The organism is Bacillus sp. TCT6 (genome assembly GCF_056033845.1).
Window position 1 is genome coordinate 814,472 of sequence record NZ_JBVYHX010000001.1, and the last position, 26,140, is coordinate 840,611.

Consider the following 26,140-nt stretch of genomic DNA (forward strand, 5'->3'; position numbering starts at 1 on the left):
ATAAGGAAATGAGTGGTTTAAGTGATAGAGCAGTACAACTACAGCACACATGTATTAATATGTATGAAAAAAGGTAATATTCTTCTATTTTAGAGGAATCTGTGGAATTTTTGATATAAATGGTATACTAAAATATAAATAGTATTAGGAGGTTATATATGATAAGTCAGTTGAAAAGAGAAGCACTTGATGCATTAAAAGGAAGATGGGGATTAGCGGTAGGGGCAACTTTATTAATTGGAATCCTTATTGGAGCTGTTGAAATGCTAACAACAGGTATTTTTTCGATATTTTGGGGTTGGGAAGAAGCAAGTGATTCACTCACAGTAAGTATTATTGTAATGCTTGTTATTGGTCCATTAACAATAGGTGTCTATTATCTTGTTTTAAATGCAATTCGTAGGACTGATGCTCGCATTGGTCATATATTTAGATGGTTTAGCGATGGAAGTAAGTTGATGAAGTCGTTTTTAACATATTTACTAATGTATGTATACTTGACTCTATGGACATTACTTCTTATTATTCCAGGTATTATTAAATCATTTTCTTATTCTATGACATATTTTATTTTGAATGATCATCCAGAATATACAGCGAATCAAGCGATTACTGAGAGTCGTCATATGATGAATGGACATAAAATGGATTACTTTTTACTATGCTTAAGTTTCTTAGGCTGGTTCATATTAAGTATTCTTACTATAGGAATCGGTTTCTTATGGTTAGCACCTTATTTCTACTCGACATCGGCAGCATTTTATGAAGAGATTTCAAAAGAATATTATAAAAAAGAGAGCACTACTTTCTAATAAAACATATAAACTATCTACCCTAAAGAATGTAGGGAGCAGATAGCAGATGGTTTAGGTGTTTTGATATTTGTCCTATTTTCGGGATTCACTTCAGGATAAGGTATAGATTTTTATATAGAAATGCTTCCCTCTATGTTTTATCATAGAGGGTTATTTTTTTATGTAAAAATGATAGGAAATAATGAATAATATATGTAAAGAAAAAAGCGAGGTGAATGAGAGTGAGCAAATTTTTAATACCGTATTCATTTTCTATATTAAGTTTCTTTATTTCAGCAACAGCACTTGATTTATATGATAGGATGGGAAACGATAGTGAGCTGGTTTCGCCGAACATAATTGGAAAGATAATTCAATCTACTGCGCAAATGGGAGTCCTTACATTGTATTTCGGAGTACCTATTATTTTAGGTGGCTGTCTACTTGGTGAGCTATTGTTTAGAGGTATCATTTTACGATTTAAACTAAGCTATATTATATCTTTATTATTATATCTATTTTTAGCTTTTAGTATTGTTTTCGTAACGGTAGGCATTCCAACTACATATGAAGATTCTAATACATTTTTCATAGGGATAACTATGATTTGTGCTGTTACATTCTTTGTGAGTCGGAATATATGGGAAAACAAGTTAATAATGGAGTGACAAAATGAAATACACCTGTCCATGTTGCGGATATAAAGTTTCACTTTATTGGATCAGTTAGAAAACCGACTAGTGAAGATGTGAAGGATGCTAGTTGGCCGCGAATTTGTTAAGTAAAATGTTATTACTCGATTCGATGGGAGTAATAACATTTTTTATTTAATGCTGAAAGAATTACTGCCGTCTTATAAAGTAATAAGAAGGACTACATCGGTAAATTTTATTGATGGATATATTAGGAATGAATACAAAAGTATAGATGTATAGTCGACTTTGTGTATTTAATGTTATCATATTGAATGATATGGAAATTTTTAATAGAATAAGTAACTAAAAATTCAAAGGTAATGAAGCTTTTGTTGTATAAAGAAAATACTTAGTAGTAATCAACAATATTAAAAATAAGATTCGTATTTATATAAATTTAGTAGAAATGGGGTTTTAAAAAGGAATGAGTATCAGCATAACGCGGCAAAAGATTTTGGCGGCCGCTTCTCAAATTGTGCAATGTAAAGGGGTTGCTAAATTAACCTTAGAAGCAGTGGCAAAAGAGGCGGGTGTAAGTAAAGGTGGATTATTGTATCACTTTGCAAATAAAGAAGCTTTAATAGAAGGTATGATAGTCAGAGGGATAGAGGATTATGAGGGCGCTATTTACAATAAAGTAGCGGAAGACTCAGAGAGGAAAGGGAGATGGGTTCGCTCTTTTGTAGAGGAAAGATTAAGTAATGAGAGAAGAACAGAAGAGTTGTCTAGTAGTATGATGGCAGCATTCATGTTAAAACCTGAATTACTTGAGCCATTACAACAATCATTTCAGCAACTGCAAAAGAATATAGAAAACGATGAGATAGATTCAGTTTGTGCAACAATTATTAGATTAGCAGCAGATGGATTATGGTATTCGGAATATTTAGGGGTTGGCAGACTAAGCCCCGAGTTAAGAGAAAAAGTGATTCAAGCTCTTATTGATAATTCGTATAAATAGAATATACGAACTATATAATGCGAAAACAATTCACCATTACTTATTTAATGTAGTGGTGAATTGTTTTTTTTATTAGAAAAATAGAACAATTTTATAGAGTATTGAATTATAACCGTCCAGACGGTATAGTAATATTTGGTTTAAGAGGAAAATGAAACAAAAAAAGAATAAAAGATATTTTTAGCACACTATTCGAAAGGATAGGCCGCAAAGCTTAGAGTCTACGGTAATACATATTGGTTACTAAGATCGTCTGGTTGCACATTTTTGATGCAACCGGACGGTCTTTTTTTGTTATATAAATATAAAAAAATAGGAGGGAACTATGCAAATGAAAAGTACTAAAAGGCATATTTCAATGGTTTCATTAGTTTTTCTAGTATTATTTTCAGTGCTGAATGTGTGGGCTCCAGTTATTCAAGCTGCTGTGATGAAAAGTCCAGTGGACGAAATTAATATTTCCCGTACTGATGGCACGACATCTGAACCGTATCAAGCCTCAGATGGTATGAAAGTAGAAGTGAAGTGGTCAGCTAAAGAAAAAATAAAAAGTGGAGATCAATTCACAATTGATATGCCAAAAGAGTTTCGAAAAGACCTTATGAATATGAGTTTTCCTTTAAAAGATGCTGAAGGAAAAACAGTTGGTACATGTGAGATGAAAAAGGGTCTATTAACGTGTACTATGGGTGATTACGTAGAAGGAAAGAATAACATTAAAGGCTCTTTATTCGTAGAATTCTACTTTGGTCTAGAAGCATATGATGGTGTTAAAGAAATTCCATTAGAATTTAACGTTGATGGTCAAATCGTCAATAAAGAAGTAAGTGTAAATAATACGACAGAGAGACCGAAGCCACAGCCCAATACGGAAAATTTATTGAAATGGGGTTCTTATAATCAAGAAGATCCTTCAATTGCTGATTGGCTTGTATACGTAAATGCAACTGGAACAGAAATGCAAGATCTTAAATTAACAGATACATTAGGACCTGGGCATGAGTTAATTACAGACAGCGTAGTATTAGAAGAGGCTGTATTTGAAGATGGTTATGCACCAACAAATATTAAGCCAGCAGATTTATCTAACATTAAAATAAATGCAACGAAGACTGGATTTACAATTGAGTTTCCAGACAGTTCAAAAGGTTATATTTTAAGATATAAAACAAAGGTTACAAATCCTGCTGCAAAGCCTCATAAAAATACTGTGAAATTAGAAGGTAAAAATATTAAAACTGAAGAAAAAGTAGGACAAGTATTTGTAAGTGGTGGAGGAGGATCCGGTTCAGGTGACAATAATCCACCTAGCATTGAAAAAAATATAGTTGATGAGAATGGCAAGCTTGTAGAGAATGAGCAGTTAACACAAATGGATCAAGTTATTCAATACCAAGTTGGTACACATATACCGAACGATCCTCCTAAATACACATCTATGGTAATTAGTGATGATTTAGAAGATGTTTTAGAAGTATTAGAGGCAAAAGTGTATGATCAAAATGGCCAAGATATTACTTCTAAAGGAACGTTAAATATAGATAAACAAAGAAGTGAAGTAACATTTACGTTTGGTGAGAGTTTTGACTATAAGTCATATGAAGACCAGATAATCAATCTCAGTATCAAGGCGAAAATAAAAAATAATGCAGACTTATCTTCTTACGTAGATAAGAAGATTCCTAATAAAGCGGAATTGCATTTTGATGATAAAACATTAACATCAAAAGAAGTAACTATTACGCCGCCTGAAGCTCCAAAAGATGGTACAGTATTGATTCATAAAACAGATTCTGAGAATCCGAATAAAGGGTTAAAAGGTGCCGAATTTGAAGTTCGAAATAGTGCAAATGAAGTTGTTGTAAAACTGAAAACGGACGAAAAAGGTTTTTCAGTACCTCAAACTTTAGCTCCTGGGACGTATAAAGTTTATGAAACAGTAGCACCAGAAGGATATCAAAAATTAACAAGCCCAGTAGAGGTTACACTTCAAGCTGGAGAAATAAAAACAATTGAAATTAAAAATACTATGCAAAAGGGTCAAATTGAAGTAAAGAAAATTGATTCGGAAAATGGTGAAAAACCATTAGCAAATGCAGAGTTTGATATAGTAAAAGACGGTGTAGTAGTCGAACATATTGTTACAGATAAAGATGGTAAGGCAATCTCTAAACCGTTAGCACCAGGAAAATATATTTTAAAAGAAACAAAAGCACCTGAAGGCTACCAATTAAAAGAAACAGAGTTCGAAGTAAATGTAACAGGGGACGGCATATTCCCAATACAAGTGGAAAATGCAATGGTAGACAAAGGGAATATAGAAATTACAAAAGTGGACAAAGAAAACGGGGCAGTATTAGCCGGTGTCGAATTTGAAGTCCAAGATGAGAAAGATGGCGTAGTAAGAAAAGTAGTAACAGATAAAGATGGAAAAGCAAACGTTTCAGATCTATCAGTAGGAAAGTACAAATTAGTAGAGACGAAAAGCTTACCAGGTTACAAAAATCTAGTAGAACCAGTACTATTTGAAATTACAAAAGGTATGACAAAAGCTTTATCAATAAAAGTAGAAAATGAGCAGTTAGACAAAGGCTCAGTAGAAATTACAAAAATAGATAAAGATAGTCAAAAAGTATTAGAAGGCGTAGTCTTCGAAGTGCAAGATGAGCAAGGAAAAGTAGTAACAGAAGTAAAAACAGATAAAGATGGTAAAGCAAAAATCTCAGATTTATCAGTAGGAAAGTACAAATTAGTAGAGACGAAAAGTTTACCTGGCTACAAAAAGCTAACAGAACCAGTATCATTCGAAATTACAAAAGGTATGACAACAGTCCTATCATTGAAAGTAGAAAATGAACAGTTAGATAAAGGTTCAGTAGAAATTACAAAAGTAGATAAAGACAACAAAAAAGCATTAAAAGGCGTAGTCTTTGAAGTGCAAGATGAAGCTGGAACAGTAGTAAAGGAAGTAAAAACAGATAAAGATGGTAAAGCAAAAATCGCAGATCTATCAGTAGGAAAGTACAAATTAGTAGAGAAAGAAAGTTTACCAGGCTATAAGAAACTAACAGATCCAGTATTATTTGAAATCAAAAAAGGCATGACTGAAGTTCTATCATTAAAAATAGAAAATGAAATGGTAGATACGGGAAATGTAGAGATAACAAAGATAGATAAAGATAATAAAGCACCGTTAGCGGGAGTAACATTCATCGTCCAAGATGAAAAGGGTAATGAAGTTACAAAAGTAACGACAGATAAAGATGGAAAAGCAAATGTTTCAGATTTACCTGTAGGAAAGTATGAATTAGTAGAGGTAGAAAGTTTACCTGGTTATAAAAAGCTAGAAAAACCAGTATCATTTGAAATCAAAAAAGGCATGACCGAGGTTCTATCATTAAAAGTAGAAAATGAAATGGTGGATACAGGGAATGTAGAGATAACAAAAATAGATAAAGATAGTAAAGCTCCATTAGAAAATGTTGTATTTGAAGTACGTGATTCAAAAGGAAAAGTAGTTACGAAAGTAACGACGGATAAAGAAGGAAAAGCAAACGTTTCAGATTTACCTATTGGGAAGTATGAGTTGGTGGAAGTAGAAACACCGGCAGGATACAAACCACTAGAAAAGCCAATTTCATTCGACATTGAAAAGGGTAGAGTAACAGCATTAAAGCTAACAGTAGAAAATGAATTAGTAGATACAGGAAATGTAGAAATTACAAAAGTAGATAAAGAAAATAAAGATGTTTTAGCTGATGCAGTCTTTGAAATTCAAGATGAAGCAGGACAAGTAGTCGCTAAAATAACGACAGATAAAAAAGGACAAGCACAAGTTACTAATTTATCAGTCGGCACATACAAGTTAGTAGAAGTAAAAGCACCAAAAGGATATAAACAATTAGTAGATTCGATTATTTTCCAAATTGAAAAAGGCATGACAAAATCTCTTGCTTTAACAGTAGAAAACGAAATGTTAGACAAGGGAAATGTAGAAATTACAAAAGTAGATAAAGATAGTCAAAAATTATTAGAAGGCGTAGTCTTCGAAGTTCAAGACGACAAAGGCAAAATAGTAACAGAAGTAACGACAGATAAAGAAGGACAAGCAAACGTTTCCGATTTATCAGTAGGGAAATATAAGCTAGTAGAGGTAGAAAGCTTACCAGGTTACAAAAAATTAACAGAACCAGTATTATTCGAAATCAAAAAAGGTATGACGAAAGTTTTATCATTGAAAGTAGAGAACGAACTGTTAGATAAAGGTTCAGTAGAGATTACAAAAGTAGACAAAGAAAGTGGCGCGTTATTAGAAGGCGTAACATTCGAAGTGCAAGATGAAAAAGGCAAAGTAGTAACGAAAGTAACAACAGATAAAGAAGGAAAAGCGAAAATTTCAGATCTATCTGTAGGAAATTACAAACTAGTAGAAGTAGAAAGCTTACCAGGCTACAAAAAGCTAACAGAGCCAGTATCATTCGAAATTAAAAAGGGTATGACAGAAGTCTTATCATTAAAAGTAGAGAATGAACTAGTAGATAAAGGTTCAGTAGAAATTACAAAAGTAGATAAAGATAGTAAAAAAGTATTAGAAGATGTAGTCTTCGAAGTGCAAGATGAAAAAGGCAAAGTAGTAACGGAAGTAAAAACAGATAAAAATGGTAAAGCAAAAATCTCAGACTTATCTGTAGGAAAGTACAAATTAGTAGAGAAAGAAAGCTTACCAGGTTACAAAAAATTAACAGAACCAGTATCGTTTGAAATCAAAAAAGGAATGACAGAAGTTCTATCATTAAAAATAGAAAATGAAATGGTAGATACGGGAAATGTAGAAATTACAAAAATAGATAAAGATAATAAGGCACCGTTAGCAGGGGTAGTCTTTGAAGTTCAAGACGACAAAGGCAAGGTAGTAACGAAAGTAACGACAGATAAAGCTGGAAAAGCAACAGTTTCAGATTTATCAGTAGGAAAGTACAAGCTAGTAGAAGTAGATAGTTTACCAGGCTACAAAAAATTAGAAAAGCCTGTACCATTTGAAATTACAAAAGGTATGACAAAATCTTTAACGTTCACTGTAGAAAATGAAATGGTAGATACGGGGAATGTAGAAATCACAAAAATAGATAAAGACAGTAAAGCACCATTAGAAAATGTTGTATTTGAAGTACGTGACTCAAAAGGAAAAGTAGTTGCGAAAGTAACGACAGATAAAGAAGGAACAGCAACAGTTTCAGATTTATCTATTGGAAAGTATGAGTTAGTAGAAGTAGAAACACCGGTAGGATACAAACCACTAGAAAAGCCAGTTTCATTCGAAATTGAAAAAGGTAGAGTTACAGCATTACAATTGACTGTAGAAAATGAATTAGTGGATGTAGGAAATGTAGAAATTACAAAAGTAGATAAAGAAAATAAAGATGCTTTAGCTGATGCAGTCTTTGAGATTCAAGATGCAGCAGGACAAGTAGTCGCTAAAATAACGACAGATAAAAAAGGACAAGCACAAGTCACTAATTTATCAGTTGGCACATACAAGTTAGTAGAAGTAAAAGCACCAAAAGGATATAAACAATTAGTAGATCCGATTACTTTCCAAATTGAAAAAGGTATGACAAAATCTCTTGCTTTAACAGTAGAAAATGAAATGTTAGACAAGGGAAATGTAGAAGTAACAAAAGTAGATAAAGATAGCCAAAAAGCATTAGAAGGCGTAGTCTTCGAAGTACAAGATGAGCAAGGCAAAATAGTAACTGAAATAACGACAGATAAAGAAGGAAAAGCAAACGTTTCAGATCTATCAGTAGGAAAATACAAATTAGTAGAGACGAAGAGCTTACCAGGTTATAAGAAGTTAACGGAACCAGTATCATTCGAAATTAAAAAAGGTATGACGAAAGTCTTATCATTGAAAGTAGAGAATGAACAGTTAGACAAAGGTTCAGTGGAGATTACAAAAATGGCTGCTGAAAGCAAGGAAGTCTTATCAGGAGCTGTGTTTGAAGTTCATGATGAAGCGGGCAAAGTAGTAGTGAAAGTAACAACAGATAAAGATGGAAAGGCAAAAATCGCAGATCTATCTGTAGGTAACTACACACTAGTAGAAGTAGAAGCACCAAAAGGATATGAAAAATTAACTAATCCAATTCCATTTGAAATTACAAATGGAATGATAAATGCAGTTCAATTAGAAGTATTAAACAAATTGAATCATTTAGCACCACCAGTTCCAGAAACACCAGATCCAGAAAAGCCTGGAACACCAGATCCAGAGAAACCTGGAACACCGAATCCAGAAAAACCTGGAACACCAGATCCAGAGAAACCTGGAACACCGAATCCAGAAAAACCTGGAACACCAGGTCCAGAAAAGCCTGGAACACCGGGTCCAGAAAAACCGGAAAAAGAATTACCAAAGACAGGGCAGAAAATGCCTGTGGAACCATATATGGGAGCACTTCTTGTAATGATGAGTTTTGGATTACTCGTATTAGGTAGAAAACAGCAGAGATAATAAAAGTGAAAAGGTATCCTCAAAGTATTTGAGGATACCTTTTTTAACATAAAAAAAGGCATCTAGCAAAAGAACTAGATGCAAATAAAAACACTTGGGAAGACAAAATTCTTCCCGTTTCCCGTATGTAATTATATCAAAAAAATTATAAAAAACTAGTTATATTTAAAATATAATTTTAAAAAAAGTTATATACATAAATAATTGCAATACTCGCAGTTTTCTCTTTCTGAAAAATACATTTCTTTAATTTTGAATATTAAGACTAATGTTGAAAAATCTTCAGATAATTAGAAAAAATAACCAAGAGGATATATAATATTGCTTAAGAAATAGTTTTAATGGATTACATATATTTCATTTGGTGTATTAATTGAATATCATAATTTTTAATTTTATTAAGCAATAATCTCGGTTACTTATTGCATTTCTAACATAGGGTGAGAAAGAAAAATACAATAGTGTGGAGGTTTTTATAATGACGTTTGTTCTTAGTAAAATGAGTGGCTTTAGCATAGAAGAAAAGGTACATGAATTTGAATCTAAGGGATTCCTTGAAATCTCAAATGAAATCTTTTTACAAGAGGAAGAGAATCATCGTTTATTAACACAAGCACAGTTAGATTATTATAATTTGGAAGATGATGCGTACGGTGAATGCCGTGCTAGATCTTATTCAAGGTATATAAAGTATGTTGATTCACCAGATTATATTTTAGATAATAGTAATGATTACTTCCAATCTAAAGAATATAACTATGATGATGGCGGTAAAGTTAGACAGTTCCATAGCATAAATGATAGTTTTTTATATAATCCTTTAATTCAAAATATCGTGCGTTTCGATACTGAATTTGCATTTAAAACAAATATAATAGATACAAGTAAAGATTTAATTATAGGTTTACATCAAGTAAGATATAAAGCTACTAAAGAAAGACCATCTTTTAGTTCACCTATTTGGTTACATAAAGATGATGAACCAGTAGTGTTTTTACACCTTATGAATTTAAGTAATACAGCTATTGGCGGAGATAATTTAATAGCTAATTCTCCAAGGGAAATTAATCAGTTTATAAGTTTGAAGGAGCCTTTAGAAACTTTAGTATTTGGACAAAAGGTTTTCCATGCCGTAACTCCACTTGGAACAGAATGTAGTACTGAAGCTTTTCGTGATATTTTATTAGTAACATTTTCTTATAAGGAGACAAAATGAGAGAGAATAAAATAATTATGATTTCTGGAGCCAATAGTGGTATAGGTCATGCTTGTATAAAATACTTTTTAGAAAAATCCTTTCATGTAATAGCTCTTGATATTAATAATAATAACTTAATAGATTATATGAAAACAGATATGCCTTTGAAAGTAGTGCAAATTGATTTAAGTAATAGTGAAGCGATTCATAATCTTTTTACTCAATTAGATTTAGAAAAGCTTTCTCCTGATATATTAATAAATGCTGCTGGTATTCGAGAGATAACACCTGTTTTAAATTTATCCGATGATATGTTTAAAAAAGTAATTGATGTAAATTTAGTAGCCCCATTTATACTTTCTAGGGAAGTAGCGAAGCGATGGTGTGAATCGAAAATAAAAGGTTGTATTGTGAATATAGCATCGGTTTCTGGATTAATGGCTGAACCAGAGCGAGCTGCTTATGTGGCATCAAAGCATGCCTTAATCGGATTGACTAAACAGATGGCTATGGAATTTGGGAAGCAAAATATAAGAGTAAATAGCATTTCTCCTGGTGTTATTAGAACTGAACTTACAGAAGAATACTTTAGTAATAAAGCCTTGATGTCTATGATAAAAAGTAATCAATCTTTAGATACTTGGGGGTTGCCGCAGGATATTGTTTCATGTATTGAGTACTTGATTTCTGATCAGGCCCGCTTTATTACTGGTTCTAATTTTGTAATTGATGGTGGTTGGACTGCTGGGAAAAACTTGTAGTTGAGTGTTTTTGAGGAAAAGCACCTGTCCTTTTTTAGGCTGGTGTTTTTCTCACTATAAACAGATTTTTTTATTGGAGGGGGATTAATTTGCTTCAAAAAAGTTTTAAGCAAGAGAAAACGGTGCCGGCCTTAAAGATGATAGCGTCAATGGTTATCTTTGGATCAGTTGGATTTTTTTCTGTTCAAACAAACTTGCCTTCGTTTGAATTAGTGTTTGTAAGGTGTATTTTTGCGACAATATTTTTAAGTGTATGCTGGTTGCTTACAGGGCAATATAAACAAGATAAATGGGAACGAAAAGAAGTTATTCAAGTTTTAATATGTGGCTTTTTCTTAGTATTTAATTGGGTTTTCTTATTTAAAGCCTTTGAAAATATGTCAGTTACAATTGCTATCTCAGTTTATCATCTTGCACCAGTAATTGTACTGTTAATTGGAAGTATCGTCTTTAAAGAAAAATTAACATTAATATCTATCATTTCAATAATTGTGTGTTTTGTGGGAGCTTTATTAATTGCTGGTATCGATGGAAGCTTCTCTGTAGGCTCATTAATGTCTTCAGGTATGATATGGGGATTTCTTGCAGCTCTCTTTTATGCATTTACAACTTTATTTGGTAAAGGGATTAACAAAATGAGTGCGTATGCAATGACATTTTTACAAACATTCTTGGGGATATTTCTTTTAATACCATTTATAGATTTAGATGCTTTTAGTGGCCTCACTCAAAGTAATTGGACATATATTATAGCTACTGGTTTTATTCACACTGGGATAGTGTATTATCTGTTTTTTGATAGTTTACGCCATTTATCTACAAAAACAATCTCAATATTAGTTTTTTTAGATCCGGCAGTGGCAATATTATTAGATACTGTACTTACTGGATTCCGTCCAACTTTAATGCAAATAACAGGAATTCTTTTTATTTTTATTGGCATGACTTTAACATTAAAAAAATCTAAAGATAAAAAACTGAGTCAAAAAGAAAATCGAATTGAAAGCGATGCTAGTATATCTCAACAATGATGAAATATATTGTGTATAAAACGATAAACCTTGCATGAATCATGCAGGGTTTATTTGGTCTAATATAATTCATATTTATAATATATGTTTTTTAACATGCTTTTGATTCACTTATATTTATTTGACTATAAATTTACAAAAATGTATATAAAACCTTATTTTTTGATAATATATAAGTAATAAATTCATAGAATTGGAGTGATGAGATGCAGCCGTTAGAAAGGGAGATTCATTCTAATATGCTGAAAGTGTGGAGGATTCACGCTTTAATTGGGGCGGCAGTTATACTAACAGTCGTAATTGCATATTTCTTTTTCATGATTAACTTTAACTGGTGGGGGTGGTTGTTTGGACTATTAGTAACAGGAGCCATTACATTTATTCCACTTGATTATTTTGTGTTTCCAAATTTACGTCAGCGCTATTATAGTTACAGATTAAATGAAGAAGAGATTGAGATTCAAAAGGGAATGTTTGTTGTAGAACGCGTACTTATTCCGATGATCCGTGTGCAGCACGTAACGATTGAGCAAGGGCCGATTATGAGAAAGTATAATTTAGCAGAATTACACATTTCAACAGCCGCAACTTCTCATAGTATCCCAGGTTTAACGAAAGAAGAAGCAGAACAGCTGAAAAGACAAATTGGAGAACTTGCGAAAGTGAGTGATGAGGATGTATAAGAGGCAACATCCGATCACGATATTGTTAGGTATTAGGGTTGCGAGTTTGTTGCCACTTATTATTCTTGTTTTATTTAAACCTGATGAACAAGTGGAACCTTGGTATTTATTTTATCTTTTCCTTCTGGTTGTTTTATTCATCATGGCTATTTTTTCAGCAATTAAATGGTATTTTAAAGTGTACTGGATTGAGAATAATATGTTACATGTAAAGCACGGTGTTTTTGTAAAGAAGGAAAGCTATTTAAATAAAGAGCGTGTACAAAATATTAGTACGTCTTCTAACTTCATTTATCAAATGCTCGGACTCATGAAGTTAAATATAGAAGTAGCCGGTGGTGGTAATGAACCAGAAGTGATGTTGGCTGGTATTAAAGAAGACGAGGCAAAACATTTAATCTCTGTATTACATAAGAAAGAAACTACTGTAAAAGAAGAAATAGAAGAGGAAGAAAGCAAGACGGTTTATCAGTTAACAGCGAAAGAGGTTTTAGCCGCAGCGATTACATCTGGTCGGTTCGGACTAGTGTTCTCTGGACTAGTACTTCTTTACACAAAGTTTGATTTTGTTCTTCCTGAAGGATTCACAAGTAAAGTAGAAGCGTATGTGATGGGAAACGGTGTTTATAAACTAATTGTAATTGCATTAATTTTAATGGCAATTTCATGGATTATTTCCACGGCTGGATATGTGTTGAAATATGCAAACTTTAAAATTGGGCGAAAAGGGGAAGAGATTCGTATCGTTCAAGGATTATTTGAAAAGAAAGAGTTTGTCTTAAAATTGCACCGCATTCAAGCGATTACTGTAAAAGAAGGTATGCTTCGCCAGCCGTTTGGCTATTGTGCTGTTGAAGTGGAAGCAATTCAAAGTATTGGAGCAGCAAGTAACGAAGTAATGTTGCATCCATTTATGAAGAAAAAAGATGTACAGCACCTGCTCACATATTTAGAGTTACCTTATGAAATCGAAGCGGAGATCGTTCACTTACCAAAAACAGCGTTGCGTCGTTATTTCATTATGGGCTGGTTAATAAGTATCATACTCACAGTTCTAATTGCCAGCGTGAGTATATATTTAAAACGATATATTGCGTTGTTTGTTATTTTACCGTTATTTATCGTGTTTTTGTTACTTGCGTATGCTAGATATAAAAGTGGTGGTTATGAATTAAGAGAAAATCAACTAACGGTTGTATATCGTAATTTTTCGAAATATACAGGAATAATGCGAAGAAGACATGTTCAAGCAGTAGGTTATAATCAATCGTATTTTCAAAGAAAAGATGAATTATGTACAACTCTTGTAGCGGTAGCCGGGCGCGGTTATGAAGTAAAGCATATGAGAAAAAAAGATTCGCTTCGTATATATAATTGGTACAAAGAAAAAGGAAACACCGGTGTGTAATGGTGTTTCCTTTTTGTCATTAAATCGATATCTTTAGTCGAATCGTTGATATATTTCAAGATGTGATAGATAAATTGAAAAAATCGTTGATATATTCAAAGGTATGATAGATATATTCGAAAAACCGTTAATATAATTTCACGTACTGTCAGTGTTTTATCACTTTTTAATTAAACTAACACATCAAAAGTAGTCACGAACGACGGACGAGAGAAAATACTCTTTTGCTGTTCGGCATGTGGATGCGCCTGTGCCTGTGCTTGTCCTTCTGCTTGTGCAGGACGTTTTTTATGAGCGTTTTCGAATGAACGTGATTCTGTCCAGTCTTTAAAGTTTTGCTCCGTTTCCCACATCGTTAAGATGACATATGTATCGTTACTTAATGGGCGTAGAACACGGATCGCTTGGAATCCTGGTTCGTTTTCAATAAGGCCTGCACGGTTTTTAAAACGGTTTTCAAATACTGGGCGACCTTCGTCTGTTACAGAAATATTGTTACAAACGATATAGCCAGGTTGTCCTTTAAATTCACCGACAGCATCTAGTACGTCATACTGAAGTGAGCCTTCTACAGATTCTTCTGTATTTTCTTTATAAAACATATTTTTCTCATCATTTTTTGCAGTGAAATGTGATTGTTCTAGAGGTGTTTCGTATGAAATAATAGCCTTCATTTTAATGCCCCCTTAATAGTTTGTTTCTATTATATCAACTCTCTTAAAAAACTTCGAAGATTATATACATAAAGATACTTCTTTTTCAAATAATAAATGTACCATCATTTGGAAAGAAGGCCGATGTATGAAGAAAGTAAAGTGGACTTTATTAGGTGGCGTCGCAACGTTTATAGTAGCGATTGTACTCTATAAACTTATCGTGTTAGCTGGTGGCTATATGATGGATGAAAAGCAGCTCGTTTTCCACTCTTCATCACGTATCGTTGACCAGAAAGGGAAAGAAATTACGAAATTATACGTAGAAAATAGGGAGCTCGTACCGATCGAGCAAATTCCGAAGTATGTGCAGCAGGCGTTTGTTGCGGTGGAAGATTCTCGTTTTTATGAGCATCAAGGAATTGATTATCCGTCTATATTCCGTGCTCTTTATAAAGATACGTTAGCTGGAGAAAAGCTAGAGGGCGGTAGTACCATTACGCAGCAACTCGCTAAAAATGTCTTTTTAACTCGTGAAAAAACATTTACGCGCAAATTGAAGGAAGTCGCAATTTCTCTTCAATTAGAGCAAAAATATACGAAGCAACAAATTCTTGAAATGTATATGAATCATATTTATTTTGGTCATGGGGCTTACGGTATTCAAGCAGCAGCAAAGCTGTATTTTAATAAAAATGTTGAGGATTTAACAGTAGAGGAAGGGGCAATGCTTGCAGGTCTTCCGAAGTCACCAAACGGATATTCACCGTACTACTCTGCAGAGAAGAGTAAGGAACGCCGCGATCTCGTGTTGTCACTTATGCATAAACAAGGCTATTTGACTGCAGAAGAAAGCGTTCGTTATCAAGGGAAGATAATTGCTCTATATAAAAACTTAGATGAAAATGAGCTTGCATATATGCCGTATATTGATATGGTCATAGATGAAGCCGCTCGTTTATACGGGTTGTCTCATCAAGAAGTACTTCGCGGAGGATATACGTTTGTCGTACCTATGGATGAAAAAATTCAAAAGGTAGCGTATAACCAGTTTCAAGATGCAAGGAATTTTCCTGGGAAAGAAGAGGGGGCTCAAGGTGCATTTTTATTAATGGATAATCGTACGGGAGGGATTAAAGCGGCGATTGGGGGAAGAAAGTACGTCCCGAGAGGATTTAATCGTGTTTTTGCCAAAAGGCAGCCCGGATCTGTTTTAAAACCACTTATCGTTTATGCACCAGCACTAGAAACGAAAAAGTATAATCCGTATTCTTTATTAACGAATGAAAGAAATTCTTTTGAAGGGTATGAACCTCGAAATTATAATCATGAGTATTCAAAAGAAATGACGATGTATGATGCGATTTTAGAGTCGGCAAACGTACCAGCAGTTTCTCTATTAAATGAGTTAGGGGTAGAAGAAGGAAAACAATATTTAGAAAAAGGAAATGTTCATATTGCAGATGCTGGTTTAAGTACAGCACTTGGCGGATTGAAAAATGGTGTTTCAACATTTGATCTTGTAAAAATGTATCGTTCATTTTTAGCGAATGGCAATATTATTGAGCCGCACGTTATTGATAAAGTATTAAATAGACACGGTGCAGTCATTGGGGAATCACCGAAAGTAGAGACGAAAATTTTTTCGAAACAGACGGCATGGTATATGACGAAAATGTTAGAAGGAGTTGTGAAGGAAGGGACAGCGAGAGCAGGTGTATATAACGGTGCGTTAGCTGGAAAAACGGGTACAACTTCATTGCCAAATGACGATAAGGGAGCAAGAGATATGTGGTTCGTCGGCTATACACCGAACTTAGTAGGCGCTGTTTGGATTGGTTATGACCGTACGGATAAGGAACATCAGTTGCAAGGAGAAAGTGCATCTGCGACAAAATTGTTTAAGAAAATTTTAACGAAGGCTAATGTAGAACATAAAGAGAAGTTTATGAAGCCTGAAGGTGTGGAAACAATCGGTGCTCCGATTCGGCTGCGTAGAATTGAAGATGTAAAAATGAAACTATCATTTAGCCCTTTCGGTTTATTTAAAGCAAAATTAAGTTGGACGCCACTTCCAGATAACAGAATTATGTACCGAATCTATAGAGTGGAGAACGGAATTCATACGCATGTTAGCACTGTAAATGGTGCTGGAGAATATGAGGAAAAGTTCGTTAACATATTTTCAAAACCGAGCTTTTACGTTGTACCATACAATACACAAACGAATCGCGAAGGAGAAAAGTCAAAAGTAGCTAAACCATAGTTTTTCTCTGTGTTATAATAAGAATGTTGTGAAAATAGTAAGCGTTTTTACGAATGTTTGTGTCAATTTAATGAACAACGTACATAATATTATGCATTTTGTTTTTACAAGCTGTATAGTAAAAAAAGATAAATATCGAACGTATTCGAAGCATTGGTAAGGAAGGGAGCAAGGGTCTTGGTAAGAACTATAAATGAGACATTTTTAAAAGCATGTAGGGGGGAACGTACCGATTATGTACCAGCATGGTATATGCGTCAAGCAGGTCGTTCACAGCCGGAATATAGAAAGATTAAAGAAAAGTATTCTTTATTTGAAATTACACACAATCCAGAGTTATGTGCTTACGTTACAAAATTGCCGGTTGATCAATATAACGTAGACGCAGCAATTCTTTATAAAGATATTATGTCACCACTACCTGCAATTGGTGTGGATGTAGAAATTAAATCAGGTATTGGGCCAGTTATTGATAACCCAATCCGTTCTTTACAAGACGTAGAAAAACTAGGGGAAATTAATCCGGAAGATGACGTACCGTACATATTAGATACAATTCGTTTATTAACGACAGAAATGTTAGACGTACCGTTAATCGGTTTTTCAGGGGCTCCATTTACATTAGCGAGCTATATGATTGAAGGCGGTCCATCTCGTAACTACCATAATACGAAAGCGTTCATGTATGCAGAGCCGAAAGCTTGGTTCGCTTTAATGGATAAGCTAGCAGATATGGTTATTACATATTTAAAAGCGCAAATTAACGCAGGAGCAAAAGCAGTTCAAATTTTCGATTCTTGGGTTGGAACAGTAAATGTAGCAGATTACCGCGTATTTATTAAACCAGCAATGGAGCGTATTTTTGCAGAAGTTCGCCCTATGGGTGTACCGATGATTATGCACGGCGTAGGAGCTGCACACTTAGTGAATGAGTGGCACGATTTACCGCTTGATGTAGTCGGCTTAGACTGGCGTTTACCAATTGAAGAAGCACGTGCACGCGGCGTTCATAAGGCGGTACAAGGAAATATGGACCCTTCATTCTTACTTGCGCCATGGTCTGTTATTGAAGAACATGTAAAAGGTATTTTAGATCAAGGGATGAAAGAGCCTGGTTATATCTTTAACTTAGGACACGGTGTATTCCCAGAAGTAAATCCAGATACATTAAAACGTTTAACTACATTTATTCATGAATACTCTAAAGGGCAGTTAGCGAAGTAAAGGAGAATTGCTGTATGAAAAAGAAAATTGGTTTGCTTGTAATGGCATATGGAACGCCATATAAAGAAGAAGATATTGAACGTTACTATACACATATTCGCAGAGGAAGAAAGCCAAGTCCTGAAATGCTGGAAGATTTAACAGAGCGTTACCGTGCAATTGGTGGTATTTCTCCTTTAGCTACTATTACATTAGAGCAAGCTAAGAAGTTAGAGAAGCGTTTAAATGAAGTGCAAGATGAAGTAGAGTACCATATGTATCTTGGTTTAAAACATATTGAACCGTTTATTGAAGATGCGGTGAAAGATATGCATAACGACGGAATACAAGATGCAATCGCACTTGTTCTTGCACCTCACTATTCTACGTTTAGCGTGAAATCATACGTTGGACGAGCACAAGAAGAAGCTGAGAAACTTGGGAACTTAACAATTCACGGCATCGATAGCTGGTATAAAGAGCCGAAATTCATCCAGTACTGGGTTGATGCAGTGAAAGGTATATATAACGGTATGTCAGATGCAGAGCGTGAAAAAGCAGTATTAATCGTATCTGCACATAGCTTACCAGAGAAAATTATTGCAATGGGCGATCCATATCCAGATCAATTAAATGAAACAGCTGATTATATCGCGCGCGGAGCTGAAGTAGCAAACTATGCAGTAGGCTGGCAAAGTGCAGGAAACACACCAGATCCTTGGATTGGTCCAGATGTACAAGATTTAACGAGAGAACTAAATGAAAGGCACGGTTATACTTCATTCGTATATGCACCAGTTGGATTTGTTGCTGAACATTTAGAAGTTTTATATGACAACGACTTTGAGTGTAAAGTTGTAACGGATGAAATTGGCGCGAAATATTATCGTCCAGAAATGCCAAATGCATCGGACGCATTTATTGATTGTTTAACAGATGTTGTATTAAAGAAAAAAGAATCTGTACTGTAAGAAGAAAGGGGGAGCCTGCTTGAGGAAAAAAGTTGTGATCGTCGGCGGAGGCATAACGGGATTAACAGCAATGTATAACTTACAAAAAAATATTCATGAAAAAAACTTGCCGATTGATACATTACTTATAGAAGCATCGGGTAAACTTGGCGGAAAAATTCAAACCGTTCGAAAAGATGGATTTACAATTGAACGCGGACCGGATTCTTTCTTAGCACGAAAAGAAAGTGCAGCTAGATTAGTGAAAGAATTAGGTCTTGGCGATGAACTTGTAAATAATCAAGCCGGTCAATCATTTATCCTCGTAAACAATCGGTTACATAAAATGCCGAATGGATCAATGATGGGAATTCCAACGCAAATTACGCCGTTTCTATTTTCCCGGCTGTTCTCCCCAATTGGTAAACTAAGAGCTGGTTTTGATCTATTAATGCCGAGGTCAAAGCCAGTATCTGACCAATCACTCGGACAATTTTTCAGACATCGTCTTGGAAACGAAGTGGTTGAAAACTTAATAGAACCGTTACTATCGGGTATTTATGCAGGGGATATTGATGAAATGAGCTTAATGTCAACATTCCCGCAAATGTATCAGATTGAGCAGAAACATCGCAGTATTTCACTCGGCATGCGTACGCTCGCTCCGAAAGAAGAGAAAGCTAAACCGAAAAAAGGAATCTTCCAAACAGTGAAAACAGGTTTAGAATCTATCGTAGAATCTCTCGAAGCAAAGATGCATGAAGGTACGATAATAAAGGGAACTCGCATTGAAAAAGTTGCAAAACAGGGTGATGGTTATACAATTACTCTTAGTAATGGAAAAGAAATAGAAGCGGACGCCATCGTAGTGGCAACTTCGCATAAAGTATTGCCGTCCATGTTTGCTCAGTACAAGCAGTTTCGTTTCTTCCGTAATATTCCGGCCACATCCGTTGCGAATGTGGCACTTGCTTTCCAAAAGTCAGCAATCCGGCGCGATATTAATGGTACAGGATTTGTCGTATCACGAAATAGCGATTACACGATTACAGCATGTACGTGGACGCATAAAAAATGGCCACATACAACGCCAGAAGGAAAAACACTCCTTCGCTGTTACGTTGGACGTGCTGGTGATGAAGCGGTTGTAGAACAAACTGAAGAAGAACTCGTTCAGCTCGTACTAGAAGATTTAAGAAAAACGATGGATATTACAGAGGATCCAGAATTTACAATCGTAAGCCGCTGGAAAGAAGCGATGCCTCAATATACAGTAGGCCATAATGAGCGAATGAAAAAGCTCACAACATTTATGCAGAAAGAGTTGCCTGGTATATACTTGGCAGGTAGCTCCTATGCTGGTGCTGGACTTCCAGATTGTATTAATCAAGGTGAGGAAGCTGCAAAGCGTGTATTATCCCATTTGGAGAAAGTAATAGATGCTGAATTAATCGCACAATAAACGAAACGCCTTCAATCATATTGAAGGCGTTTCGTTTGTTATATAAAATATTTATTCGCCAATAAACATATATAAGTTATTTGGCTTTATAACGGCATCTCCTGCATAAATAACCCACTCTGTTAAGTTATCAAAATCTAAATGATAACTATTTCCTTCACTCATATCTTCTATAAAATATGGTTCATTAATGAGTATTCCTTGAATGAAATCTTCCGTAATGTTTTGCATTTCAAACCACATATGTTCACTTTTTCCTTCTTCGTAGGAGACACCAAACTTAGCAAGGAAACGAAAATCTTCATTTGATTGTTCAATGTGAAAAATGTTGCTGAAATACCCGAAAGTATTTTTGGCATTGTAAGCCATACGATTGGTTTCACTATTTGTTTTATAGAACATGAGCCCTGTAGCTTCCTCGTGTTCTTTGAAAAAACTTTCAATATATTCTTCTGAAGTATTAAATTTGAATAAGAGAACGGATGGAGATTGATGGTATTCATCTCGGGCATCCATTCCGCCTAAGAAAGTATTTTGTGCATCTATTGGTTGTAGTTTCACTTCTTCATCCTCGATTGAAGATAATTGGTCCATACTCGTTTTATGCCCTATATAAGATAATCCTTTTTCCCACGGAATAGCGACTGTATGTATAGAACCTTGTTGACTATGCGCGATAACGATAGGCTCATTCATAGGGACTTGTCCATTTTCAACCGCATTATTAGCAAATGTTTGAAAGAGATCGCTAATGCCGTAGTAGGAAGAAATGCGATTTGGAATAATTAACTCTATTTCAGTTACGCCTGCTCTTAAAAGACCATGTGTATGAAACCAATATTGCGTAGGCTCATCATCTTTATCGTCTTCATAAACAGAATGAATAACGTACAAGTCAGGAATGTCAGGTAATAATTCATTTTCAACGTGATATTCAATATAGCTTCTAGATATCACTTTCATTGCTGCACTTGAATCGATTACAAATAACAAATCTGGGGCGAGATTCCATAAAAACTGTAACTGCTGGAAAAAGCAGTCCAGTACATCGCCTACAAATAGCGTACGAGTGAAAATTTCAGTGCCGAAAGCCGCATCTTCAAAATTACGATCTACGATTGTAGAATCTTGTCTATTGTACATTTTGTATTCTTCTGGGTCATTCGCCTCATCAATATGCAGTTCATACGGTATGATTGCTTCATCCATATGTAACTCAACAATAAGGCTTGTCTCATCACTATAAACAATTTTTAACTCATCAACTTTAGTAGCGATAGTCTCTAGCCGCTGTTTTAACTGCTCAATTGTAATTCTAGTTGGTATAACAGCAATCATATCTGAAAAATGACGTTCTAATGTTCCATTCATAGCTGCGCGGTATGTTTCTGTTTGCACTTCCATCCAATCACTCCTATTCAAATGAATCCATTTTACATGCCAATCAAATGTCGATATTTTCTGTTTTCTCTCTCTAACATTATAGAGTGCATTTGTAGAAGGTGTAAAATTATTATTTTGTATTATAGGTTGAAAGCTTGTAAATTAAATAAATCTTTTGTAAAATTTGTCGAAAAATAGTTCTATATAACGAATCATTTGTTATGATAGAAATGCTGAGAAAATATGAAATATGGAGAGGAAAATGGCTGTGAAGAAATTGTTAAGTGTCTTTTTATCATTCTTGCTATTGCTTTCATTTACTGGAACTTTAGCGCAAGCAGAAGAAACTGCTTCTATGTCAGTAGAAAAAGCAATTCAAGTATTTAAGCAGCAAGGGAAAACGAAGGGGATAGTGGAAGGGTACATTGTTGGATATACGCAAAGTTCTTCTAAATATACGAAGGATCCAGCTAAGTTTGATGATACAAACGTAGCAATTGCAGATTCGCCAAACGAAACGAATCCAGACAAAATCATGCCTGTTCAGTTGCCAAAAGGTGATGTGAGAACGGCAGTGAATGTAAAAGATCATCCTGAAAATATCGGGAAGAAAGTTAGTTTGACTGGGACTCTTGAATTATATTTTAGTAACCCAGGTTTAAAATCAGTAACAGCTTATAAGTTTCAAGGTGAAGGCCAAAACCGTGTTAGCGATGTAGTAGCTTCACCGAACGGTGGAGAAGTTGCTAAAGGAACAGCGGTAACATTAACGACGAATACAGAAGGGGCAACAATCTACTATACGTTAGATGGCTCTAATCCTACTAATAAAAGTGTTCGTTATAATGGACAAATTGTAGTGAATGAAAATAGTGTAGTGAAAGCAATCGCAGAAAAAGAAGGGCTTACTTCTTCAGCAATTTCGACGTTTTCGTTTATTATCGTAAATAATGAACAGGTTCGTATTCATGACATTCAAGGAAAATCACATATGTCTCCTTACAACGGGAAGAAAGTATACAATGTGGAAGGCGTTGTCACAGCGCTTGATAAAAACGGCTTTTATATAGAAGACAATCAGCTAGATAATGATCCAGCTACTTCAGAAGGTATGTACGTATACAAAAAAGATGCGAATGTAGCAGTAGGAGATCTTATTCAAGTTGATGGAGTAGTAGAAGAATATGTTGGACCAGGATATGCAGAGCGATTTGAAACAGACTTAACGACGACAGAAATTAAGGCGAGTCGCGTTGTTGTAATCGCAAAAGATCAATCTTTACCAGCACCGATTGTACTTGGGGAAAACGGTGTGAAAATCCCGGATCAGATTATTGATAATGATGCATTTGGTTTATTTGATCCAAATGAAGATGCAATCGACTTCTATGAAAGTATAGAAGGTATGCGTGTTACGATGCCAACACCAAAAATTATTGCACCTCAGAAAAACGGAAATTTATATGTAACAGTAAAAAATGGTGGAGATAAAATAGTAACACAATATGGCACACCTCTATTAGATGAAAATCGATTAAACCCAGAGCGTCTTTCTGTAAAAGTGCCTCGCGATTATGTAGCAAAAGTAGGAGATACTTTCACTGGAGATATAACAGGGGTAGTAGGATATGATTACGGTTCTTTCCGTATTTCGCCAATAACAGAATTGCCAGCTGTAGTGGATGGTGGATTTAAGCAAGTAGGGGCAAATATTCAGCCTCGTCTTGATAAGTTAACAGTTGCTACATATAACATTGAAAACTTCTCGGCGAATAAAAAAGAAACAACAGATGAAAAAGTAAAAGCGTTAGCGTATTCTATTAAATACAATTTAAAAATGCCAGATATTATCGGTGTAGAGGAAATGCAAGATAATAACGGATCAATTAATGACGGTACAACAGATGCGTCATTGAGCGCAAAACGTATCATTGATGCAGTTCTAGAAATTCGTGGACCGAAGTATGAGTATGTAGAAATTGCTCCAAACAATAATCTAGACGGAGGAGCACCAGGAGCGAATATTCGCGTCGGTTTCTTCTACAACCCATCACGCGTGAAATTAGCGACGGTACCGAAGTTACTTGATAAAAATGTGGTTCGCATTGGAGACGAAAGTTCATTATTTGAAAGTACACGTAAACCGTTAGCGGCAGAATTTACGTTCCAAGGACAAAACGTTGTTGTCGTTGCAAATCACTTAAACTCAAAAATAGGGGATGCAACGCCATTTGGAAAAGTGCAACCGCTCGTATTAAAAAGTGAAGACAAACGAATTCAGTTAGCACAAGAAGTAAATCAATTTGTACAAGGAATTCAGAAAAAGAACACAAATGCACCAGTTGTTGTGTTAGGAGATATGAACGATTTTGAGTTTGCTAAACCACTAAAAGCACTAGAAGGAACAAACTTAAAGAATATGTTAAACACAGTGCCGAAAGAGAATCGTTACACGTACATTCACGAAGGAAATGCACAAGTGTTAGATCATATTTTAGTAACAAACAACATCGCACCGCACACAATTGTAGATCCAGTGCACTTAAACTCAAACATAATGAAAGAGCACGGACGTGTAAGCGATCATGACCCAGTACTTGCTCAAATTGATTTGAAGAAAGCTTCTTAAAGAAAGGAACGCTTAGGTGACTGAGCGTTCTTTTTTGTTTCTGCATCAATAGTATAAAGAGATGATTCCTTTTTTTGTAATCTGATGATAAAATTAATTGAATATTCAGTCGTTAGGAGGGCAGCGATGCAAGCACGAATAAATGGAAAATTAATGAATCAGTTTGCAATTTTTTTTAGTACGATCGTCATGCTTCAGTTTGTAGCTGATATAACAGGACTTACAAGTAATTTAGACATTACGTATAACTTAATACATACAGCAACTTCTTATATAACATTTAGTTTGGCGGTTATTTTCACTTTAATAGGTGCAAGAAGAGAATTAAGTAAATATGCAATTGCTTCATTATGTTTAGTAGTGGCGATTAAAGCAATTTATTTTGTAGCGGTTGTTATTTTATGGGGATTGGCTGGTACACCGTAAATGAATAGTAAATAAAACCCTAATTTCCAATATAGTAAGGAAATTAGGGTTTTATTATACTTGAAACGCCTTTCTACACCGCTCTCTTCTTTGCAACCTTCTTCTATATTTTTTTCTATCACGCTTTACTCCTTGTATGTACATGAATAAACTAACGAGAAGGAAAAAAGTGCATTGCATCGTTAAAATATACGGCGACATGCCATGCAACGGTTGTTTTGGGTCATATAAATGAAAAGGCGCTCCGCCTATTGTAGGGAATATCGTATTTAGCAGGACGTATGGAATGGAGGCAACTGCAAATGGGAAGAGAATCGCCATATAGTCCTTTTGTGACCACGCAGATGCTGCAAGTCCTAAAAGGGCCATTAAACCTGCAAATAAAAAATTAATTCCGATATATACAGTAATGTAAGTGAGGGGAGATTCGTAATATAAGTTTGCAAACATCCCATTATCATTTATAATGCCTGAACCAGCCGTCGGTTCTCCGTCTGGAATGGTTAATTTGCAAAATAATAACGATAAGATGAATGGAAATGTATAAAGAAGTCCGCCACAAAAGAATGTAACGATATATTTCGTTACTGAATAAGGGAACAAAGAAATCCCTTTACTTACAAACGGTTTAAAACCATCTGATTTATCCGAATTGTAACTTGTACTAAAGGGGAAACTAGCAATAACGGGCATTAATAATAAATAAACATCCATTTCATTGTCGCGAAATCCAATCCATTTAAAAGCTGTTGTTACAAACGCATCCGTTCCATCCCCAATGTAACGAATTACATAATAATAATGGTAAATAAAAATAAGAGCTAGTCCACTAAACATAATAATTAAAGAAACACGATTACAAAAAGCTTGCTTTATATTTAAACGAAGCGCACGCATCATGACTGAAAAAGCCTCCACTATTTTGATAAACTTGTCTATTTTCTATATTACTATTAATTGTAAAGATTTTCTTGTTTTTTTATTTGATTATTTGAAAAAGAGGAATTTTGTTGTTGTGAAGTAAGGTTTAATCATATATCTTAAGAACACCTTTTCTTTTTCTCTTTCCTTCTGATACACTATGACAGTATTATATAACTTGACTGGAATTTTTTTATACTGG

The 26,140-nt window shown here is 34.7% G+C and carries 18 protein-coding genes and 1 riboswitch; of the genes, 15 read left to right on the plus strand and 3 right to left on the minus strand.

The window, feature by feature from the left end; all coding sequences use genetic code 11:
• The first annotated feature begins 158 nt into the window (after positions 1 to 158).
• From AC0ONG_RS04080 to AC0ONG_RS04120, 9 genes are all read left to right on the plus strand, one after another.
• Positions 159 to 812: a DUF975 family protein gene (locus tag AC0ONG_RS04080; protein ID WP_474203515.1), complete on the plus strand. Its 654-nt coding sequence runs from the start codon at positions 159 to 161 to the stop codon at positions 810 to 812.
• A gap of 224 nt (positions 813 to 1,036) precedes the next feature.
• On the plus strand, positions 1,037 to 1,462 hold the full coding sequence (locus tag AC0ONG_RS04085; RefSeq protein ID WP_002083032.1) for a hypothetical protein: 426 nt from the start codon (positions 1,037 to 1,039) through the stop codon (positions 1,460 to 1,462).
• 451 nt (positions 1,463 to 1,913) lie between these two features.
• Positions 1,914 to 2,450, plus strand: coding sequence for a TetR/AcrR family transcriptional regulator (locus tag AC0ONG_RS04090; protein WP_000028014.1), 537 nt, complete (start codon positions 1,914 to 1,916; stop codon positions 2,448 to 2,450).
• Between the two features lie 172 nt (positions 2,451 to 2,622).
• A riboswitch (cyclic di-GMP riboswitch) is annotated at positions 2,623 to 2,715 on the plus strand.
• Positions 2,716 to 2,775: 60 nt separating this feature from the next.
• Positions 2,776 to 8,964 (plus strand): SpaA isopeptide-forming pilin-related protein, encoded by a 6,189-nt coding sequence (locus AC0ONG_RS04095; RefSeq protein ID WP_474203516.1) that lies wholly within the window; start codon positions 2,776 to 2,778, stop codon positions 8,962 to 8,964.
• A 478-nt stretch (positions 8,965 to 9,442) separates the two neighbouring features.
• The gene (locus tag AC0ONG_RS04100) at positions 9,443 to 10,180 is read left to right on the plus strand and encodes a 2OG-Fe dioxygenase family protein (RefSeq protein ID WP_000144818.1); all 738 of its coding nucleotides are present in this window, start codon (positions 9,443 to 9,445) and stop codon (positions 10,178 to 10,180) included.
• The gene (locus AC0ONG_RS04105) at positions 10,177 to 10,923 is read left to right on the plus strand and encodes an SDR family NAD(P)-dependent oxidoreductase (protein ID WP_001208943.1); all 747 of its coding nucleotides are present in this window, start codon (positions 10,177 to 10,179) and stop codon (positions 10,921 to 10,923) included. Before AC0ONG_RS04100 ends, AC0ONG_RS04105 begins: the two co-directional genes overlap by 4 nt.
• Positions 10,924 to 11,012: 89 nt before the next feature.
• Positions 11,013 to 11,954 carry a DMT family transporter gene (locus tag AC0ONG_RS04110; protein WP_000939629.1) on the plus strand — a complete coding sequence of 314 codons (942 nt, stop codon included), beginning with the start codon at positions 11,013 to 11,015 and terminating at the stop codon, positions 11,952 to 11,954.
• Positions 11,955 to 12,160: 206 nt separating this feature from the next.
• Positions 12,161 to 12,637, plus strand: coding sequence for a PH domain-containing protein (locus AC0ONG_RS04115; RefSeq protein WP_001182720.1), 477 nt, complete (start codon positions 12,161 to 12,163; stop codon positions 12,635 to 12,637).
• Positions 12,630 to 14,045 carry a PH domain-containing protein gene (locus AC0ONG_RS04120; protein WP_000278154.1) on the plus strand — a complete coding sequence of 472 codons (1,416 nt, stop codon included), beginning with the start codon at positions 12,630 to 12,632 and terminating at the stop codon, positions 14,043 to 14,045. Before AC0ONG_RS04115 ends, AC0ONG_RS04120 begins: the two co-directional genes overlap by 8 nt.
• A 170-nt stretch (positions 14,046 to 14,215) precedes the next feature.
• Here the strand turns inward: AC0ONG_RS04120 and hmoB are convergent, their stop codons facing one another.
• A complete protein-coding gene (gene hmoB, locus AC0ONG_RS04125) occupies positions 14,216 to 14,719 on the minus strand; it encodes a heme-degrading monooxygenase HmoB (RefSeq protein ID WP_000644095.1) in 504 nt (167 codons plus the stop codon).
• A 127-nt stretch (positions 14,720 to 14,846) separates the two neighbouring features.
• On the opposite strand from hmoB, the gene AC0ONG_RS04130 reads away from it, so the two are divergent.
• The 4 genes from AC0ONG_RS04130 (at position 14,847) to hemY (ending at position 20,579) form a co-directional block, all read left to right on the plus strand.
• Complete coding sequence (locus AC0ONG_RS04130; RefSeq protein WP_000756277.1) at positions 14,847 to 16,964, plus strand: transglycosylase domain-containing protein; 2,118 nt, start codon at positions 14,847 to 14,849, stop codon at positions 16,962 to 16,964.
• Between the two features lie 177 nt (positions 16,965 to 17,141).
• The gene (gene hemE / locus AC0ONG_RS04135) at positions 17,142 to 18,188 is read left to right on the plus strand and encodes a uroporphyrinogen decarboxylase (protein ID WP_000252608.1); all 1,047 of its coding nucleotides are present in this window, start codon (positions 17,142 to 17,144) and stop codon (positions 18,186 to 18,188) included.
• 14 nt (positions 18,189 to 18,202) lie between these two features.
• Positions 18,203 to 19,138 (plus strand): ferrochelatase, encoded by a 936-nt coding sequence (gene hemH, locus AC0ONG_RS04140; RefSeq protein ID WP_000726782.1) that lies wholly within the window; start codon positions 18,203 to 18,205, stop codon positions 19,136 to 19,138.
• Positions 19,139 to 19,157: 19 nt separating this feature from the next.
• Positions 19,158 to 20,579 (plus strand): protoporphyrinogen oxidase, encoded by a 1,422-nt coding sequence (hemY, locus tag AC0ONG_RS04145; RefSeq protein WP_001228108.1) that lies wholly within the window; start codon positions 19,158 to 19,160, stop codon positions 20,577 to 20,579.
• A gap of 51 nt (positions 20,580 to 20,630) precedes the next feature.
• Here the strand turns inward: hemY and AC0ONG_RS04150 are convergent, their stop codons facing one another.
• Positions 20,631 to 21,983 carry a DUF4026 domain-containing protein gene (locus AC0ONG_RS04150; RefSeq protein WP_000453731.1) on the minus strand — a complete coding sequence of 451 codons (1,353 nt, stop codon included), beginning with the start codon at positions 21,981 to 21,983 and terminating at the stop codon, positions 20,631 to 20,633.
• A gap of 241 nt (positions 21,984 to 22,224) precedes the next feature.
• Here AC0ONG_RS04150 and AC0ONG_RS04155 point away from each other — a divergent pair, with 241 nt between their 5' ends.
• Positions 22,225 to 24,591: a DUF6359 domain-containing protein gene (locus AC0ONG_RS04155; protein WP_017762889.1), complete on the plus strand. Its 2,367-nt coding sequence runs from the start codon at positions 22,225 to 22,227 to the stop codon at positions 24,589 to 24,591.
• Between the two features lie 126 nt (positions 24,592 to 24,717).
• A complete protein-coding gene (locus AC0ONG_RS04160; protein WP_001148894.1) occupies positions 24,718 to 25,017 on the plus strand; it encodes a hypothetical protein in 300 nt (99 codons plus the stop codon).
• 54 nt (positions 25,018 to 25,071) lie between these two features.
• Here AC0ONG_RS04160 and AC0ONG_RS04165 read toward each other — a convergent pair whose 3' ends face one another.
• Complete coding sequence (locus AC0ONG_RS04165) at positions 25,072 to 25,917, minus strand: hypothetical protein (RefSeq protein ID WP_000984163.1); 846 nt, start codon at positions 25,915 to 25,917, stop codon at positions 25,072 to 25,074.
• Positions 25,918 to 26,140: the final 223 nt, after the last annotated feature.

Bases quoted from the DNA above. Each gene is read 5' to 3' on its own strand.
- AC0ONG_RS04115 (WP_001182720.1), top strand. From the start codon at position 12,161: ATGCAGCCGTTAGAAAGGGAGATTCATTCTAATATGCTGAAAGTGTGG.
- AC0ONG_RS04160 (WP_001148894.1), top strand. From the start codon at position 24,718: ATGCAAGCACGAATAAATGGAAAATTAATGAATCAGTTTGCAATTTTT.
- AC0ONG_RS04080 (WP_474203515.1), top strand. From the start codon at position 159: ATGATAAGTCAGTTGAAAAGAGAAGCACTTGATGCATTAAAAGGAAGA.
- hmoB (WP_000644095.1), bottom strand. From the start codon at position 14,719: ATGAAGGCTATTATTTCATACGAAACACCTCTAGAACAATCACATTTC.
- AC0ONG_RS04100 (WP_000144818.1), top strand. From the start codon at position 9,443: ATGACGTTTGTTCTTAGTAAAATGAGTGGCTTTAGCATAGAAGAAAAG.
- AC0ONG_RS04130 (WP_000756277.1), top strand. From the start codon at position 14,847: ATGAAGAAAGTAAAGTGGACTTTATTAGGTGGCGTCGCAACGTTTATA.
- AC0ONG_RS04120 (WP_000278154.1), top strand. From the start codon at position 12,630: ATGTATAAGAGGCAACATCCGATCACGATATTGTTAGGTATTAGGGTT.
- AC0ONG_RS04105 (WP_001208943.1), top strand. From the start codon at position 10,177: ATGAGAGAGAATAAAATAATTATGATTTCTGGAGCCAATAGTGGTATA.
- AC0ONG_RS04165 (WP_000984163.1), bottom strand. From the start codon at position 25,917: ATGATGCGTGCGCTTCGTTTAAATATAAAGCAAGCTTTTTGTAATCGT.
- AC0ONG_RS04150 (WP_000453731.1), bottom strand. From the start codon at position 21,983: ATGGAAGTGCAAACAGAAACATACCGCGCAGCTATGAATGGAACATTA.
- AC0ONG_RS04090 (WP_000028014.1), top strand. From the start codon at position 1,914: ATGAGTATCAGCATAACGCGGCAAAAGATTTTGGCGGCCGCTTCTCAA.
- AC0ONG_RS04095 (WP_474203516.1), top strand. From the start codon at position 2,776: ATGCAAATGAAAAGTACTAAAAGGCATATTTCAATGGTTTCATTAGTT.
- hemH (WP_000726782.1), top strand. From the start codon at position 18,203: ATGAAAAAGAAAATTGGTTTGCTTGTAATGGCATATGGAACGCCATAT.
- AC0ONG_RS04155 (WP_017762889.1), top strand. From the start codon at position 22,225: ATGGCTGTGAAGAAATTGTTAAGTGTCTTTTTATCATTCTTGCTATTG.